Source organism: Photobacterium sp. GB-1 (assembly GCF_003026165.1).
Lineage (GTDB): Bacteria > Pseudomonadota > Gammaproteobacteria > Enterobacterales > Vibrionaceae > Photobacterium.
Window position 1 is genome coordinate 227,858 of record NZ_PYOB01000001.1, and the last position, 18,458, is coordinate 246,315.

General features: G+C 39.9%; 10 protein-coding genes, 2 tRNA genes and 1 CRISPR repeat array. Of the genes, 8 read left to right on the forward strand and 4 right to left on the reverse strand.

Annotated features, from left to right (window positions below; genetic code table 11):
- Both C9J45_RS00975 and C9J45_RS00980 read right to left on the reverse strand, forming a co-directional pair.
- The gene (locus C9J45_RS00975) at nt 1-1,398 is read right to left on the reverse strand and encodes a cytosine permease (protein WP_107205650.1); all 1,398 of its coding nucleotides are present in this window, start codon (nt 1,396-1,398) and stop codon (nt 1-3) included.
- Entirely contained in the window at nt 1,388-2,479 is a 1,092-nt protein-coding gene (locus tag C9J45_RS00980; RefSeq protein ID WP_107292048.1) for an ADP-ribosylglycohydrolase family protein, read from the reverse strand. Before C9J45_RS00980 ends, C9J45_RS00975 begins: the two co-directional genes overlap by 11 nt.
- A gap of 143 nt (nt 2,480-2,622) precedes the next feature.
- Between C9J45_RS00980 and C9J45_RS00985 the strand changes: the two genes are divergently transcribed.
- From C9J45_RS00985 to cas6f, 7 genes are all read left to right on the forward strand, one after another.
- Nucleotides 2,623-3,369: a GntR family transcriptional regulator gene (locus tag C9J45_RS00985; protein ID WP_107205648.1), complete on the forward strand. Its 747-nt coding sequence runs from the start codon at nt 2,623-2,625 to the stop codon at nt 3,367-3,369.
- Nucleotides 3,370-4,045: 676 nt separating this feature from the next.
- Nucleotides 4,046-5,020: a type I-F CRISPR-associated endonuclease Cas1f gene (gene cas1f / locus C9J45_RS00990; RefSeq protein ID WP_107292049.1), complete on the forward strand. Its 975-nt coding sequence runs from the start codon at nt 4,046-4,048 to the stop codon at nt 5,018-5,020.
- On the forward strand, nt 5,017-8,361 hold the full coding sequence (cas3f, locus tag C9J45_RS00995) for a type I-F CRISPR-associated helicase Cas3f (protein WP_107292050.1): 3,345 nt from the start codon (nt 5,017-5,019) through the stop codon (nt 8,359-8,361). Before cas1f ends, cas3f begins: the two co-directional genes overlap by 4 nt.
- Nucleotides 8,362-8,376: 15 nt before the next feature.
- Nucleotides 8,377-9,678: a type I-F CRISPR-associated protein Csy1 gene (gene csy1 / locus C9J45_RS01000; RefSeq protein ID WP_107292051.1), complete on the forward strand. Its 1,302-nt coding sequence runs from the start codon at nt 8,377-8,379 to the stop codon at nt 9,676-9,678.
- Nucleotides 9,678-10,619, forward strand: a complete 942-nt coding sequence (gene csy2 / locus C9J45_RS01005) for a type I-F CRISPR-associated protein Csy2 (RefSeq protein ID WP_107292052.1) — start codon at nt 9,678-9,680, stop codon at nt 10,617-10,619. Before csy1 ends, csy2 begins: the two co-directional genes overlap by 1 nt.
- A 13-nt stretch (nt 10,620-10,632) precedes the next feature.
- Nucleotides 10,633-11,616, forward strand: coding sequence for a type I-F CRISPR-associated protein Csy3 (gene csy3, locus C9J45_RS01010; protein ID WP_107292053.1), 984 nt, complete (start codon nt 10,633-10,635; stop codon nt 11,614-11,616).
- Between the two features lies 1 nt (nt 11,617).
- Nucleotides 11,618-12,172 (forward strand): type I-F CRISPR-associated endoribonuclease Cas6/Csy4, encoded by a 555-nt coding sequence (gene cas6f, locus C9J45_RS01015; RefSeq protein ID WP_107292054.1) that lies wholly within the window; start codon nt 11,618-11,620, stop codon nt 12,170-12,172.
- A gap of 138 nt (nt 12,173-12,310) precedes the next feature.
- Nucleotides 12,311-14,445: a CRISPR direct-repeat array (repeat unit 28 nt; unit sequence CTTCACTGCCGTATAGGCAGCTTAGAAA).
- Between the two features lie 165 nt (nt 14,446-14,610).
- On the opposite strand, the gene C9J45_RS01020 is transcribed toward cas6f, so the two are convergent.
- Nucleotides 14,611-14,701 (reverse strand) — tRNA-Ser (locus tag C9J45_RS01020).
- A 29-nt stretch (nt 14,702-14,730) separates the two neighbouring features.
- Nucleotides 14,731-14,818, reverse strand: a tRNA-Ser gene (locus C9J45_RS01025).
- Nucleotides 14,819-15,041: 223 nt separating this feature from the next.
- On the opposite strand from C9J45_RS01025, the gene mscM reads away from it, so the two are divergent.
- On the forward strand, nt 15,042-18,332 hold the full coding sequence (gene mscM, locus C9J45_RS01030) for a miniconductance mechanosensitive channel MscM (protein ID WP_107292055.1): 3,291 nt from the start codon (nt 15,042-15,044) through the stop codon (nt 18,330-18,332).
- The last annotated feature ends 126 nt before the right edge of the window (nt 18,333-18,458 follow it).

Genomic DNA, 18,458 nt, shown 5'->3' on the forward strand with positions numbered 1-18,458 from the left:
TTATTTAGACAAGATTCGATGTGCAATAAAGCTAACAAAGAAAGAGACAAAAAGACCTAAGCTAGAATCAGCAAAGATACCCACCGCAAATGGGCCATCGACAAAGCCAGTATTTGTCACAAGTAAACCGGATATTGCACCAGCTAACCAACAACCTAGCGTCACTTTATTCACACCCGTTTCACCATAAAGCTCGTCGACACGATAGCCACAATGCGAACGATGCATATAATAGTCATTAATAAAGATCGCAGCCCACGCAGCTAAAAATACACCACAGAAAACCAAGAACGAGATAAATGGCCCTAAAAAATCACCTGATACGAATAACACATAGATAGCAACACCAAGCACCAATACGGCATCAATCGCAATTGCAGTACGTTGTTTCAGTTTTACGCCAATCGTTAATAGATTTAAGCTTGCAGAATACAGGCTGATGACAGCAATAGTCACAATGCCTGCAACCGCTGCTAATAAGTAAGGTACCGCCATCCAAGATGGTAGTAAGGTTCCGATGGCAGCGATAGGATTCTCATGAGAAGCAAGATCGGGGATCTGCGCTGTCAATAATATACCAGCAGTAATCAGTAATAATAAAGGCAGTGCTGCACCACCAACTACAGCAGTAAAAATACTACGATTGCTCGATTTTCTTGATTGATCTCGGCTATAATCCGCGCCCGCTATAGCCCAACTAATCCCTGTTCCTGCGGCAATAATTGAAACCGCTGGTAGAAATCCTGTTAACCAATCTCCTTGCGGTAATGCCAAGATAGCGACCCAATCAGCAGTGCTTAATAAGTACCCCACTACAATCAAAGTCATTACACCAAAAGAACGTGTAATCCACTCTTGCATCTTAAGTACGGTGTTTTGGCCTAGCATGCTCACAAAGACTGTTAATCCACCAAACAGCACTAATGAAAACGCAGTAACATAAACCGATTCTTCAAAACCTATTGCGACAAACAATGCAGATAACGTCAATGTACCCGTGATGATATTGACAGCTTCCCATCCCATTAGGTTCATCCAACAAAATGATGTTGGTGCAATATTACCTTTTTTACCAAAGCCAGCACGTGAAAGTGTCAGTGTTGTGGTACTACCAATTTTACCCGCAATACTAGTGATACCCACCAAAGAGAAAGACGCAACACCGACAATCGCAGCGAGGACAGATTGAAAAAAAGACAGACCAAAAGACACAATAATGGCGCCATAAACAACACCTAAAATACCGATATTGGCTGCACACCATACAAAAAACAGCTCACTTGGCGCTTTAATTTTTTGGTCTTCCGGAACAATATCAATACCCAGTTCATTAACTGAAGAAGACTCAACATGCGCTTTTAAATGTTTATTTGACGCACTCACGTTATCAGAATTCATTTTGCTCACCTTGTCCATTAGGTCTGTATTCATTCAACTTTTCAGCGTATAGATTGAACGAGGTATTGTTCGCTTGTTCAATCAGTTTAATACTTTGCGTAGGGAATGCGTCAATGCCATGTATTGCGCCACAAATTGCCGTTGCCATTGCTCCGATCGTATCGGTATCGCCACCCAAGTTAGCAGCAAGCTCTGCACATACCAGTGGGTCAGTATTTGCGGCATCGACAAGAGCGATCGCAGCAGGGATAGACTCAATAATGTCCATTCCCGAGCCTACCTGCTCGTAAACCACTTTCACGACGTCTTGCTTATAAGCGTGTGTTTCAATCCCAACTTGAGGCGTGATCGCATGTTGTTTTTTAATTGTTGAAATTAATTCCATCGCATAAATAATTCGATAGCCTAAAAGTGGACTGAAAGTAGACTGGTGTTTCTTTTGAGCTACATTGACTATTTCACAAAGCTCATCTTTTATTACGCTCCAAGAGACACCATCAATGGCTCGGCTAATACACCAAGCCACCGCCGTAGCCCCAGCGATCGCTATATCAGACTTATGGGTCGCAATACACGACAGGCGAACATTCGCAATGAAGTGATCTAAGTCATCACAGCGCAGCAAACAACCGACTGGAGAAACACGCATCGCAGAACCATTGGTCACACCGTTCGATTCAATCAGCTCAACATCAATACCTTGCGCGATATCATTCAACGTTTTCTTCGATGTAGGACCCAAAATATTTTTGTTAAATGCGTCCACCTCGTGAGCCCACTTCATAATGTGTTTTGCCACAATATTCGGGTCAATTTCACCATCAGATTCGATGATAGCTTCAATCAAAGCAATTGCTTGACTGGTATCATCCGTGTACTGGCCTTTTTCAAACTCATTGGCAGCAATGTTTTCTTCAGGGCCGGCAAGAAACTCATCAATCCAGCCAAAATAGCTCTCTACTCGACTTTTTGGCCATAGTTCAGATGGCATTCCTAGAGCATCACCATAGGCTTGACCAAATAGACAGCCCTGAATTCGCTTAAGTGTTGCATTATTATTATTTGTAGGGGTAAAAGACATTTTGTATCACCATCGGTATATATTCTTCGCAACCAGAATAAGTCCAGTTAAAGTCCAAAGAAAGTCCTTTAGTAGTCCGGTGTGACAGTTTCCACATTTTTTGTTATTCTGATCAGCAGTCCTAATTATTTGAATTTTGAAACATGACGAGCCAAAACATCATCACTGCGATTAACGAAAATCTCAGCAATAACTCGCTAGCACCAAAATATATTCAATTAAAAGAGAGCCTTGAGTTAATCATTAGAAAACGGATTATTCCGAATGGCACCGTACTACCTTCAGAAAGAAAACTGGCTGAAGAACTAAATGTCTCTAGAGTGACGATTGTCAAAGTCCTTGAAGAATTGAGGCAGTCAGGCCTAATCATTAAGAAGCAAGGTAAAGGGACAACGGTAAACTTCCCACTGGACTACAACTTGTCTGGCGGTGGTTTTTCTTCGCAATTACATAGTCAAGGTCAATTATCGAACCGTTGGATCAGTCGTGAGCTGATTGAAGGTGAAGAGTCCATTCGAAAAGAGCTCAGCATAATTCAGCCAAGTAAAATAGCGAAAGTAAAGCGAGTACGGTTAGCAGACGATACTCCCGTATCTATTGAGACGATGTTCGTTCCCCAAGTTTATTTACCAAGACCAGAATTACTAGAATGGTCGCTCTACCAGTATTGGAGTGAACAAGGCATCAAACCTTCAACTCAAGAATATCAAATTAATGCCCACCAGCTAACTCAAGAAGAAGCTGATATGCTAGAAACAAAAATGAGTGAACCCGCATTAATGATCATTCTCAAAAGCTTTGATCACCAAGGAAATATTCTTGAATACGGCTCTGCAATTTGTCGCAGTGCCAGCTATAACTTTAAATTTAAAGTGCAATTATCAGATTAGAACCTTGCTCAGATTATGAGGTGCCAGTGATTCATCGGCATTGAAAATGCTTAACGAAAAAGTCCCGACAGATCCTTTAATTCCATACTTTGCCATAAATCTATTTACTTATCGTCTCAGCAAACAAATACGTTTTAAAGGGTTTGAACTCTGCTTTTAAAATCTTAAATGCCCCAAAGTAAAAAGGCTGCTGAGTCAAACTCAGCAGCCTTCTCTGATATAACGGAGCAGTTCTGGATATTAGAGGATTTGAACGCTTCTGATATCAGTATCAGATTATAAAAATTTATTCATTCTTATCAGATGCAAAAAAGCCGCTAACTTTCGCTAGCGGCTTTCTTTAATATGGCGGAGAGATAGGTATTTGAACCCTATCGAACACTATAAATTCTTCACAAACCCTTGACTAAAAAAGATTTTTCGACACATCCACATGCAAATCGAATACAAGTGTCTAAGCCAATTGGCTTAAAAATCATCCTACAGGTTACGTAAAAAAAGTCAAAGTAATGATATTGTACTCTACAAACTAAGAAAAATGAGCACAAATCAGCCAAAGTTTATAAAACAAATATTGAATGCATTGTTTTGTAGTTAAATATGCTACTTAGCACACACTTTTTCATTATGAAGTTCATATAATACTGCCGTCAAAATATTATATGTCGATAACATCATGAAAAAAGACTTTTCGCCTAGTGAACTTAAAACCATCCTGCATTCCAAAAGAGCGAATCTATATTATCTTCAGCATTGCCGAGTGTTAGTAAACAGTGGCCGAGTTGAGTATGTTACCGATGAAGGCAAAGAAAGCTTGTATTGGAATATACCTATTGCTAATACAACAGCGATCATGCTAGGGACAGGAACTTCTATTACACAAGCCGCAATGCGGGAATTGGCTAAAGCTGGCGTACTTGTTGGTTTTTGCGGAGGTGGAGGTACACCTCTTTTTTCTGGTAATGAAGTTCAAATTGATGTTTCTTGGCTTCTTCCACAATCAGAATATCGACCAACAGAATATTTACAACAATGGGTTAGCTTTTGGTTTGATGATAATGCGCGATTATCTGCCGCGAAGGCCTTTCAACATCAACGAATAAAAGAAATTCGTAAACAATGGAAGCAATTGACTAATAAATATGATTTTGCCTATAACACAGAATTGTTAGATGGGGCATTAAATCGCTTTTCCGATAATATTGACACTTGCCAAACGACTCAAGACTTATTGAGTCTAGAGGCAACCACGACAAAAGCTTTGTACAAAATAGCTTGCCATGCCGTTCAATATGGTGAGTTTACCCGTTCAGAACGTGGTAACAGCACTGACCTTGCTAATCGTTTTTTAGATCATGGTAATTACTTAGCTTATGGTTTAGCGGCAACCGCCTGCTGGGTTATAGGATTACCACATGGTTTAGCTATCTTACATGGAAAAACACGACGAGGCGGACTAGTGTTTGATGTTGCAGATATAATGAAAGATGCTGTTGTTTTACCTCAAGCTTTCATATCTGCAATGAATGGTGATGATGAACAAGAATTTAGACAGCACTGCTTAGCTCAATTTCGTAAAACACAAGCATTAGATGTCATGATTGAAACCTTGCAGGCTACAGCTGAACAATTTGCAAGGAATAAAGCATGAACATTTTGTTAGTTTCTGAATGTAATAAACAAGCATTATCCGAAACCCGTCGAATATTGGATCAATTTGCCGAGCGTAAAGGAACGCGAACATGGCAAACACCCATTACGTTTGATGGTCTTAAAACTTTGCGTATGTTGTTAAAAAAAACAGCAAGAAGAAATACTGCTGTTGCTTGTTATTGGATCAGAGGAAAAAACCAAACCGAATTGTTATGGATTGTCGGTAATCGCCGAAAATTTAATGAACAAGGAACTGTCCCAACCAACATCACGCAACGAGATATTTTACGAACTCAAGATGAAAATGGTATGAACTCCATCCAAAGTGTCGCTTTATTGGCGGCATTAGCTGGCTTATTTCATGATTTTGGTAAAGCAAACCAACTATTTCAGAATAAACTAAAACCAAAATCCAAAGTACGATTTGAGCCCTATCGTCATGAGTGGCTATCACTTTGGTTATTCATCGCTTTTGTTAATCAACGTACAGATAATGAATGGTTGGAAGATCTTGCTGACGATGCTCAAATTGATGATAAAACTATAATTAGTCAGTTAAATCCAACACAACCTTTTGTTATTGATGACTTACCTCCTATTGCGCAATGTGTGGCGTGGCTTATTGTTTCACACCATCGATTACCTAAACACCTTCTGGGTAAGGTTGTACTATCAGACATCGACAATTGGAAAGTTGGTATTGATGTAAGTTGGAATGCTCTTAATCATAAATCTGAAGCTTTTGGAGATAAAGAGCACAGACAAAACCTAAAATTTCCATTAGGTACTCCATTTGTAAGTTCAACGTGGCGCAAAAAAGCCAAAGAGATCGCAAAAAGAGCACGTAATTTACCTAACTTTACTGAGTACGCTCAACTAGAAAAAGCGTTCCCATTACACTTAGCTAGAATGACATTAATGTTGGCAGATCATACTTACTCTGCCGACATTGCTCATGCAAATTGGCAAGATCTCACTTATAAAGCTAATGCTAATACCGATAGAAAAACAAAGGAAATCAAACAGAAACTTGATGAGCACTGTATTGGTGTTGCACATAATGCCTATATCTTAGCGCATACACTCCCTCGCCTTCGAGCTGTAATGCCTGCGATAACACAGCACAAAGGATTTAAACGCCGTACTAAAAATGCCAAATTCCGTTGGCAAGATAAAGCATATGATTGCGCTTATGCCATTGCCGAACCTTCAGAAAAACAAGGTTTTTTTGGCGTAAATATGGCATCAACAGGTAAAGGAAAAACGTTCGCCAATGCACGAATTATGTATGGATTATCCAATCCCAAGTTAGGATGCCGTTTCAGCGTTGCACTGGGATTAAGAACACTTACATTGCAAACAGGCGACGCACTGCAGCAGCGGCTGCATTTAGATAATGATGATGTCGCCGTTCATATAGGTTCCCAAGCAGTTTACGATCTGTTCTCTCGTGATAAAAAAGCGCAGCAAGCAGCCCAAGATAAAAATGAAGCAACTGTTGTTACAGGGAGTGAATCAGAATTACTATTTTCAGAGCACAATTATGTTCGCTATGACGGTGAAGTCGATAACCATTATCTACAGCGTTGGTTAAAAGAGAGAGGCGCGATTCATAAATTAGTGAGTGCCCCCATCTCTATCAGCACCATCGATCACTTAATGCCCGCTTCTGAAGGAATTACTGGTGGTCAGCAAATCGCACCAATGATGCGATTACTCACAAGCGATTTAATTCTAGATGAGCCAGACGATTTTTCTTTAGATGACGATCCTGCTTTAGGGAGATTAGTCTATTTCGCAGGGTTACTAGGCTCTAGGGTATTATTATCCTCAGCAACATTGCCGCCAGCTTTAGTAAATCATCTTTTTGCTTGCTACCAAGCAGGTCGAGCACAATACAACTTAGTAACAGGTCAACAACAAAATTTACCTGTGTGTTGCGCTTGGTTTGATGAATTTGGTGTGCAAAGTGAAAAAGCAGCTGATATTGCGCAGTTCAACCAGCATCATCAAACGTTTACTCAAGCACGCAAAAAGTCATTAGAGAAACACCAACAAACTTTGCATGTCGGACATTGGCTCGTCATGAATGAAAATTCTCAAAACAACACATCGTATCTCGAGCTCTTTAGCCAAACTTTATATCAGGGTATCTATCAATTAGCGACCGAACATAAAACGCAATCCACGCAGGTGCACTCAAAAGGAAAAACTGTATCAGCTGGCATTATTCGCATGGCAAACATAGAGCCTTTGGTAGCCGTCGCCAATAAGTTATTTTCCATACCTGCAAAAGAAAACACACGAATTCACTACTGCGTTTATCACAGCCAGCATCCTTTGGCGGTGCGTTCTGCTATTGAAAATAAACTGGATCAATTGCTGCAACGCGATCGTACAGATCTGGAAGATATAATTAGCAAGCCTGTCGTTGAACATATCTTAAATACATATTCGGAGCAGCATCATATCTTTGTTGTTCTAGCAACCCCCGTCGCTGAAGTAGGACGAGATCACGATTATGATTGGGCGATTGTAGAACCAAGTTCTATGAGATCAATTATTCAGCTTGCAGGGCGTGTCCAGCGTCATCGTCAATTAGCGCCTAAAGAACCAAATATATTGGTATTAAACAAAAATATTAAAGCGCTAAAACATAGTGCTGTGGCGTATACCGCCCCAGGATTTGAGTCAGATAAACAATATACGCGAGATAAAGGAAAAACACATTTTCCTTATTTACAGTTATCTAATCATGACTTACGTCATCAACTTCCACTGAGTTTACTGGAAAGAATCAGTTCAGAGCCTCGTTTCATTTGTCCTAAGCCCTTGGTCGATGAGAAACAACAGCGCGTAAAAGGATTTATCGAGCTTGAGCATCAAGCCACCTTATTTTATATGCAGCAATATTTACAACCTTGGTGGCATAGTAATACTGCACATCTCATTGGCGAGGTACAAAAGCAAACGCCGTTTCGTCAAAGTCGACCATCAATCAACTATATCATGATGTTGGATGACGAAAGCGTCGAAATCACTTTACAAACTTGGGATAACGCCAGTCAAGGCTGGGTTGATTCAGGTTTACTGTCTCCATTTTCTGAACTGAAATTAGCTAAAGGCATTTCAGTCTTTGGTAGCCAATGTTTAACCGAAGAAATTAAACGACTTGCTGATGATGACCAATTATCAACAACAATCACCTGTGAGCGATTTGCTCCCATAAACTTACCTGCAAACAATGATTCAGACTGCGGTAGTTCATGGTTTTACAACCCTATTCTAGGTGTGTTTCGCGGACGCGATATCACACCATTTAACCATGATTCTGTTTGAGGGATTGGAGGAAAAATGCCTGAAACATTAGCAAAGAATATTAGAACGTTTATTAATGAACGTTATCAAACTAAGCTCGAAGAAAAGCAGAAAGCTTATGAAAAAGATAAGTCTTTAGCGATAACGGCAGAAGATATTGATCTTGTCGAAAGTCAATTTTCAGCCGAGAAAGTGAAACTACAACAACAGTTTGAACTTAGTGCGTGGATAGAGAATGCTGCTCGTCGAGCTAACCAAATTAGCATGGCGACACACGCTTTAAAATTTACCAATAGTTCAGCTAAGGGTAGTAACGTACTTGCTCAAGATCTAGGTCACGATTCACGTTATCTGGATAGTGAAATACTAAAAGATAAAGCGATTGATGCAGTAGGTAACGCTGCAGCTCTTGATGTGGCTCGTTTTTTACAGCTAACAGATGAAAATGGTTCTTCGTTATTGTTTTATTTAGCACAAGAAGATTATCGTCCTCTTGCTCTTTTATCTAGCAAAGAAGCCGAATTAACCCATTGGGTTGACGGATTAAAACAAGCACTTCGAGATACGACTCCAAGCAGTCACACGTTAGGTAAACAAGTCTATTTCCCAATAGATGATGATCAGTATCATCTATTGGCGCCGTTGTATTCATCATCATTAGCTCACGCATTATTTGATGAAGTTCAGCACTGTCGTTTTAGTCAAGAAATGAAAGTGATTCGAGAGGCTAAACGTAATAGCGACTTTCATCCTGATACTCTTGTTGCTTACCCAAATTTGGCAATGACTGTAGCGGGAGGTTCAAAACCGCAAAATGTTTCGCAATTAAATAATAAACGAGGCGGTAAAACTTACCTTTTTTCTTCAGCTCCACCACATTGGCAGGCTCAAATCAAAGCCCCTATCGGACTAGATTCTATTTTACGTCATCGTGAGATTTATTATCACACGAAAGCGCCAATCGATCGTCTAACCCAGTTACTAATCAAACTCAATGCAGCTTCAACAGAAAGTAATATGCATATTCGCAATTATATTACTAATACCGTTGATGAAGTAATTGATCAGATCTTGTTAATCATTTCTCCATGGCAGCAACTTCCCGCAGGCTGGAGTAATAAATCAGATCTTCCATTAGCACAACGGCGTTGGCTTGATCCCAATAATACCCAATGGGATAAATTTGATGATGATTGGCAGCATACTATCGCCGCCAATGTCGGACTATGGCTTAAAGATAAGGTAAATAAAGGTAGCAAAGACCAATTTACGTTAGGTCAAATCGAAGCTATACAATGGCAAAAACAGTGTTTACAAGCACTTAAGGACATCGCTTAATGGAACAATATTTGATTTTAAAACACATTGAAGTGACCAATGCTAATGCCATCTCGGGATTTACTTACGGCTTTCCTGCTATCACCCACTTTTTGGGGTATGTTCACGCATTATCGCGTAAGTTAAGTCCTAATCACATTACGCTATCGGATGTGGCTGTGGTGTGTCATCACCATCAAACTCATGCTTATCGAGAATCTATCTATGAACCATATAGCTTTGCTCTAACACGTAATCCTCTCACAAAAGAAGGCAAAACCGCCCCTATCAATGAAGAAGGCCGTATGTCAATGACAGTCTCTCTCATTATCAAAACCAACGGCATTTTAACCAATGTCGAAAATGAAAAGCTTGCGGCATGTGAATTAATAAAACAACTTGCCGAGCAACAAAAATTAGCTGGCGGTCGAATTACCAATATCCGTTCTTGTTCATTAGCGAAAGAAGATATAACAGTTAAAAGACTACTTCGGGGACTACTTCCTGGTTTTGTGTTAATCGATCGCTCAGATCTTATGGCAGTAAACGAACAAGATAGTGAAACGATAGCAACATGGCTTAACGCTTCAGCGATTAAATATCATGCTGTAAACGTTGAAGACCCAGAAAGTGAGGTATCTCATATCGAGTGGCAACGTGTTCAAAAGCCTTCAGGATACGTTGTTCCAATTCATATTGGCTATAAAGCGATTGCTCCAACTTATGATGAAGGCATGGTTGCCAATGTCCGTGATACCACAACCCCAGTCACCTTTGTAGAAGCCGTGCATAGCATTGGGGAATGGGTTGGCGCGCCTAGTCGTATTTCCTCAATGTCACAGATTCTATGGCGTTATAACTATCATACGCCATTCTACGTAGCCCATTCTCAGCTGCACAGTTCAGATGATGATTTAACACCATCCTCTGATCATTATTTTGAATATAACGAAGATTTTTAAAGGAATAATCACTATGAGTAAATTAGAAAACCCTTCAGTATTAGCATTTGAAGCTAAACTGGCTTGCTCTGACGCTATTATGTTTGCTGGTAACTGGGATAACCGTAAAGAAGATGCTCATTGGGCACCTATTCTTGTGACTGAAAAATCAGTTCGAGGCACAATTTCAAATCGAGTGAAAGGTGCTAAAGCAAGTAAAATCGACGCTGAAGTTGAAAAAGCGAACTTACAAACTGTTGATAATGCAGCGCTTAATTTCAATACCGATACGTTAAAAGTTACATTCACTTTACGTATCCTTGGTAACCTTGGTACACCATCAACATGCAATAAACCTGCTTATCAACATGCACTGGCCAACAAAATCACAGCATATGTTGAAGAAAATGGTTTCAGTGAACTAGCAACACGTTATGCATTAAACCTTGCAAATGGGCGTTTCTTATGGCGAAACCGAGTGGGTGCAGAGCAAATTGAAATCTGTATCTCCCATCAAGAGCAGTCTTGGGATTTTGACGCACAAGACTATTCATTACGTGATTTTGATAAACAAGATGAGCGTATTCAAGCACTTTCAAAAATTATCGAGCAAGGCTTAATGGGTGAAAAGCCGACCTTACTCACCATTGAAGCGTTTGTTCAATTAGGCAAAGGTCAAACAGTATTCCCATCACAAGAGTTGGTGATGAATGCTGGAGATAAAAAGAGCAAATATTTGTACCAGCTCTCTGGACAAGCCGCAATGCACTCACAAAAAATTGGTAATGCTCTACGCACTATAGATACTTGGTATCCTGAAGCTGCAGAATATGGACCTATTGCTATTGAACCGTACGGTAGTGTGACAAATCGTGGTATTGCATATCGTAAACCAAAAGAGAAAACCGATTTTTATACCTTACTAGATGGGTGGATGTTAAAAGATAAGCAATCAACACTCAGTGAACAACATTATATGATAGCGATGTTGATCCGCGGTGGGGTATTCGGAGAGTGATATGGATTATTATCTAGATATCCAAGTGCAGCCAGATATGGAAATCACCACGCCTGCGTTATTGAATAATTTATTTGCTAAGTTTCATAGAGCGATGAATCAATACTGTGCAGGGAAAGTAGCTGTGAGTTTCCCACTCTACAATACCTCATTAGGTGATACGCTGCGTTTACATGGTTCTCAAACAGATCTTGAACAATTGATGATTCAGCCTTGGTTAAAGGGACTTCGGGATTACACTACCGTCAGTGCTGTTATGCCTGTACCTGCGAACATAGTAGGTTACAGAACAATTTATCGAGTGCAGAAAAAGAGCCCGCATAATTTACGTAAACGTGCAGTTGCCAAAGGTCGTATGACAGAGCAAGAAGCGTTAACAAAAATTCCAGACTCATTACAGGAACGATTAATATTACCTTTCATACAGATACAGAGCTTATCTAGTCAACAAGTGATGCGGATTTATGTAGCTCAAGGGAATATTCTATCAGAGCCTGTAAAGGGTGAATTATCTAGCTATGGAATGAGTCGTACTACGACAATCCCTTGGTTTTAATTTTCTAGACCCTTTTTTTGAACAAAAACTTAACCTATTGATTTTAAATAAATTAAGTTACCTGAGAGAAAAAAGGGTTTTCTAATCCAATATACGTTAAGCTCTTTAAAAATAAGATAAAATCATATAATGTTTACCCTTCACTGCCGTATAGGCAGCTTAGAAAGATATTTACATAACCCGTAGGAGCAATGTTAACTTCACTGCCGTATAGGCAGCTTAGAAAATTTGATTTAGTTGAATTAGCAGTGATATTAACTTCACTGCCGTATAGGCAGCTTAGAAATACGAACAACGCCGCATTAGGTACACCGTCAACTTCACTGCCGTATAGGCAGCTTAGAAATTATAGATCTTGTTACCAGATGCACGCCATTCCTTCACTGCCGTATAGGCAGCTTAGAAATGATGATTTGGAGCAATCAGGAAAATTTAGTACTTCACTGCCGTATAGGCAGCTTAGAAAAGGTACGAGCGCCACGCCAAAATAATAAACTCCTTCACTGCCGTATAGGCAGCTTAGAAAAGTTGCATGCCCGGTTGCTTGCTTATTCACGACTTCACTGCCGTATAGGCAGCTTAGAAATGATGGCGTCATTATCCAATCAGCAACAGGCCCTTCACTGCCGTATAGGCAGCTTAGAAATTTCCAGCATCGACAAACGCCTGAGTTAGCCTCTTCACTGCCGTATAGGCAGCTTAGAAATGACAAAAAAACAGTAGAAAGAGCGACAATACCTTCACTGCCGTATAGGCAGCTTAGAAAACTGAAATGTTTGATAAAGGTCGCTTAAGTAACTTCACTGCCGTATAGGCAGCTTAGAAAAGGCATCAAGAGTACCAATGTTTTCATTTAATCTTCACTGCCGTATAGGCAGCTTAGAAATAATATGATGTTGATGATCATTGCATCTATTACTTCACTGCCGTATAGGCAGCTTAGAAATACCGCAAAAGACAATAACTGGTCAAAAACAACTTCACTGCCGTATAGGCAGCTTAGAAATTAATTGCGCCACCGTCAGTAATCCTAATGTTCTTCACTGCCGTATAGGCAGCTTAGAAAACCTTGCAAATTTACTCTGACTCAACTATCAACTTCACTGCCGTATAGGCAGCTTAGAAAGACTTGATAAACATATAATACCTTAAGACATACTTCACTGCCGTATAGGCAGCTTAGAAATGAATTTGAAAGATTAGTTTTTGATCGTGATGCTTCACTGCCGTATAGGCAGCTTAGAAACGCTGAACTCATGGCCTGCACCGTTCTGGCTACTTCACTGCCGTATAGGCAGCTTAGAAACATTCGCCAATCGTGCGATTAGTCCAGCCATGCTTCACTGCCGTATAGGCAGCTTAGAAAAAACAAAACCCAGATGGTTTTGAGAAAATTGCCTTCACTGCCGTATAGGCAGCTTAGAAATGACAAATCGACAACGGGCAAAGATTGCGGAACTTCACTGCCGTATAGGCAGCTTAGAAATGTTGTGACTCCCTTTGATTGAGTTACGCTGTCTTCACTGCCGTATAGGCAGCTTAGAAAGAAGAGCGACCAATCAAGGGACTTGCGTTAGACTTCACTGCCGTATAGGCAGCTTAGAAAACGCAACCATTACCACCATTTACAGCATCAGCCTTCACTGCCGTATAGGCAGCTTAGAAATTCTGGCATAAGTAATTTTTTGTTGTAGTAAACTTCACTGCCGTATAGGCAGCTTAGAAATTGCATACTAACCATTTGCGAGAAAATACCTTCTTCACTGCCGTATAGGCAGCTTAGAAATAATTCGATTATTTCGTAAATACATATAACATCTTCACTGCCGTATAGGCAGCTTAGAAATTGTGAGGCAACCATAATCGCTAAAGCTAAAGCTGAAGCTTCACTGCCGTATAGGCAGCTTAGAAATCTGTTTCATCCACTTCAATATTGATTTCATTCTTCACTGCCGTATAGGCAGCTTAGAAACTCAAATTTAAAATCATTCAAAAACGCAAACAACTTCACTGCCGTATAGGCAGCTTAGAAATTAATTGATACCGAAGCTGTACGACTTAAAAGCTTCACTGCCGTATAGGCAGCTTAGAAATAGTGAGCGTGTAAGCAAGCAAATAAGCGAAACTTCACTGCCGTATAGGCAGCTTAGAAATAGATGCAGTAAGCCCCGTTATCCTAAGCGAGCTTCACTGCCGTATAGGCAGCTTAGAAACATGTTTCATTGGTAGGTTTTAAACCACTGCCCTTCACTGCCGTATAGGCAGCTTAGAAAAGATTCATACTTACAGATGCAAAAAAGCCGCTAACTTTCGTTAGCGGCTTTTTCTATATATGGCGGAACAGTTCTGGGTATTAGAGGATTTGAACCCTGCTTTAACTATATAAATGACCCAAAGTAAAAAGGCTGCTGAGTCAAACTCAGCAGCCTTCTTTAATATGGCGGAGAGATAGGGATTTGAACCCTAGATACGCTATAAACGTATGCCGGTTTTCAAGACCGGTGCTTTCAACCACTCAGCCATCTCTCCTAAATTGTCATCTCTTATTAAATAAGAAATGGCGGTGAGGGAGGGATTCGAACCCTCGATACGTTGCCGTATACACACTTTCCAGGCGTGCTCCTTCAGCCACTCGGACACCTCACCACATTGTTGCTGAATCGCTATGCGTTTCAACGGCGGCTAATGTAATCACTTATGCGATATCGGTCAAGGTATTTTCCTGTTCTCTTATTCATTCGCCGACTTATAGATCAATTAGGTCTATTCTCATACCAATCTATTGTTTTTCATCAATTTCAATTACTGTAACATAACGCTGATATACCTTGCTGTTTATGCATCCGTAGTACTCAATTACAGGTTTTTTATGCGATTTTTCTCATTTTTTTATCTCTTCTTATTCTTTCTCATTTCCACCCCACTATCTGCTGAAGAGAATGCATCACACCAACACATTATTGCCAACAAGATCAGTCAGCTTGAAGCGCAACAAAAAACGCCTGAAATAATCAAACAGCTTTCTGCCTATCAAACAGCGGAAAACCAGCTTGAGAAAACTAAAAACTTTAATCAAGCAACACGCAGTTATGAAAAATTAATGAACTCCTATCCAGAAGATAAGGCAAGAGTTCAAGATCAAATAGCGAATTTTAACGCGACAGAATTCCCAGAATCTAACGACTGGGATCACGACCAGCTAACATTAGAAATTGCAGAGCAAGATACCAAGCTGATCCAACTAGAAATAGCACGCCAGTCATACCGCAATATTTTAATTGAAATTGAGCATGGTATTGACGATTTCTCATATCAAACCAATAAGTTAAGAACACAAAAACAAAGTATCACTAAAGAGCTATCTCAAGCGCAACGGGGCAATAACACAGAAGCTATCATGCTGCTCCAAATCGCCGAGCAATATACGACTAGTCATTTATTTATGCTGGAAGCTGAACAGCTAAGTGCAGGTAATCGTCGTGCGTTAGCAAAACTAAATCTGCAATATGAAAACTTACAAATTGAAGCTCATCAGGCATATCGTAATAACTTACAAAATACACTTAATCGTGTTTTACGCTCTAACGTTTCTGAAAATGATGAGCAAAATGAAGAGCTACAAGCTGATATTCAAAACCAGCCAGAAGTGATTAAACAGCAGTTAACATTAAACAAGCATTTGTCTTCTGAGCTAGCAGCGCTGACGTCTAATATTGAACAAACACAGCAGTCTATTAGTACAACCAATGAGCAAATTACTGAAACCACACAAACAGCAGATGCATTAAGAGTCATGGCTGATTGGCTTAAAATAAGCCCAATTATTAGTGAGAATCTTCGTAACCGATTACAAAGTTTACCGTCAAATCCACCGATTGATAAACTTAATCGTGATGTCGCCCGTAATCAAATTCGACTTTATGATTATCAACAACAGTCTGATTTACTTAAAAATAACAAAGAAAAGATCAGTACCAGTAATCTATCACCGCAACAAATTGATCGTTTACACGCGCTAATACAAGATAATCTCAAACTATATAGTGATATTAATAAAGCGTCTGAAACGTTAATTTACCAACAAGCCAAGCTTAAAGTTATTTTCGATCGCCTAAATAGCATGCTGATCAAGATTAAAAATGAATCAGCAAAATTACTTTTTTGGGCACCCAATACTAACCCACTCAGCTTTGATGTCATCAAGCAAATGGGTGAAAAAATCAAATGGTTCTTTTCTCCAACACAATGGATAGGTCTTGTTAAAGTTCCGCACTTTATTAGCCCTTACTCATTGTTTGCTAGTATATTTGTCATTGCTTCACTGCTTGCATTTCTATATTTTGCCAAAAAGCATTGGGTACTTTATTTAGAAAAAACCAGCAAACGAATTAACCGTGTCACTGAAGATAAATTCCGTTATAGCTACACCAATGTTGCGATAGCCTTCCTTCTGGCATGGCCAATCCCTCTGATCATATTTGTTGTTGGTTATACTTTAAGCCTTGCTTGGCAGTTACCCTTTATTTTCCATTTAGGCCAAGCCCTATCGCTACCTTATGCACTGGTTGTGTTCTTTTTCATTCGAGAGTTATGCCGCAAAGATGGACTTTTCATCAGTCACTTTGGTTGGTCTGAAGAAATTACGAATAAAGCATTAGATAATTATCGACGCTTAATGATGGTGTTTATTCCAGCACTTATCTTGCAGCAATTCACTATGCTAACAAGTGAACTCGATACAACGGCTACCCTTGGACGATTAGCTTTTATTATTTCTAATATCGCTATCAGTTTTTTCCATTGGCGATTGTGGAAACTCAAGATGCCAATGACCTATGGTGATTTGCCTGAAGGAAAAGCCCATATTGGACACCATATCTTTTGGTGGGTACTCATCATTACCCCACAGGTACTCAACTATGCGGCACTCAATGGGTACTTAGCCACATCACAAACCATCATGCTACGTATTCAGCAAGGTGCCGTGATTGGTGTTGTCGTCTTACTGGTGTACTTCTTAATAAAAAGATTGATGTTAATACAAAAACGTCGATTAGCATTTGAACGTGCAAAAGCAAAACGCCAAGAAATCATTGCTCAGCGTCAAGCAGAAATGTTGGAAGAGAAAGACGATCACCACGTTAGTAACGATCTCAGCATTGACATTGAAGAGCCGAAAGTAGACTTAGATAAAATCAGTGCTCAATCACTGCGTTTATTACGCTCGCTATTATCACTGATTTATCTGTTTATTCTAAGTTGGTTGTTTTCCGACTTTTATCAAGCCACATCACTATTAGAAGGTGTCACGCTATGGGATGTAACCAATACCATCAACGGCATTGAAGAGCTACATACCATTACGTTACAAAGTGTTTTACTGGCAGTATTTGCTTTTGGCTTAACGGTTATTTTGGCACGCGATTTACCCGGTGCGATGGAGCTGCTTATTCTGCAGCATCTTGATTTAAGCCCAGGTACGGGTTATGCGATAACTTCTGTTACTCGCTATTTAGCTATTTTCATCGGGATTATTGTTGGCTCGGCATTAATTGGTTTTGACTGGAGCAAGATGCAATGGCTAGTCGCGGCCCTTGGTGTCGGTATTGGTTTTGGTATGCAGGAGATATTTGCCAACTTCATTTCTGGCTTAATTATCTTGTTTGAAAAACCAATACGTATTGGTGATACAGTGACAATTCGCGATCTCACAGGCGTAGTCGCGAAAATAAAAACCCGCGCAACTACGATTGTGGACTGGGATAGAAAAGAAGTGATCGTGCCTAATAAAGCGTTTGTTACTGAGCAATTTATTAACTGGTCGTTGTCCGATGCAATTACTCGAGTCAATCTTTCAATCAATGTGAAATTTAAAGCCGATCCTGAGCTAGTAACACAATTATTATTTGAAGCGGCAGAGGAATGTGAACTGGTACTCGATAATCCAGCACCTGAAGTGTTCTTCTTAGGTTTAACCGCTAATTGCCAACAATTTGAATTACGTGCTTATGCAGCGGAAACGGGGCATAGGTTAAGCTTAACTCATGACCTCCACTGCCGAATTAAGAACAAGTTCATTAAAAATCATATTGATATTGCATCACCGCAGTTAGAAGTAACAATGACAGGTCAGCAATTTCATCCAGCCAGTGGCAAATAACATTTAATCATATCTTCACGTACTGCTATTAAACCGATAGCAGTACGTATATTAAGAACCACTCTCGTTTCACTTCCCTTTTAGAACCCTCTTAATATATCTGTTAAAACAGAACAACATAATAAC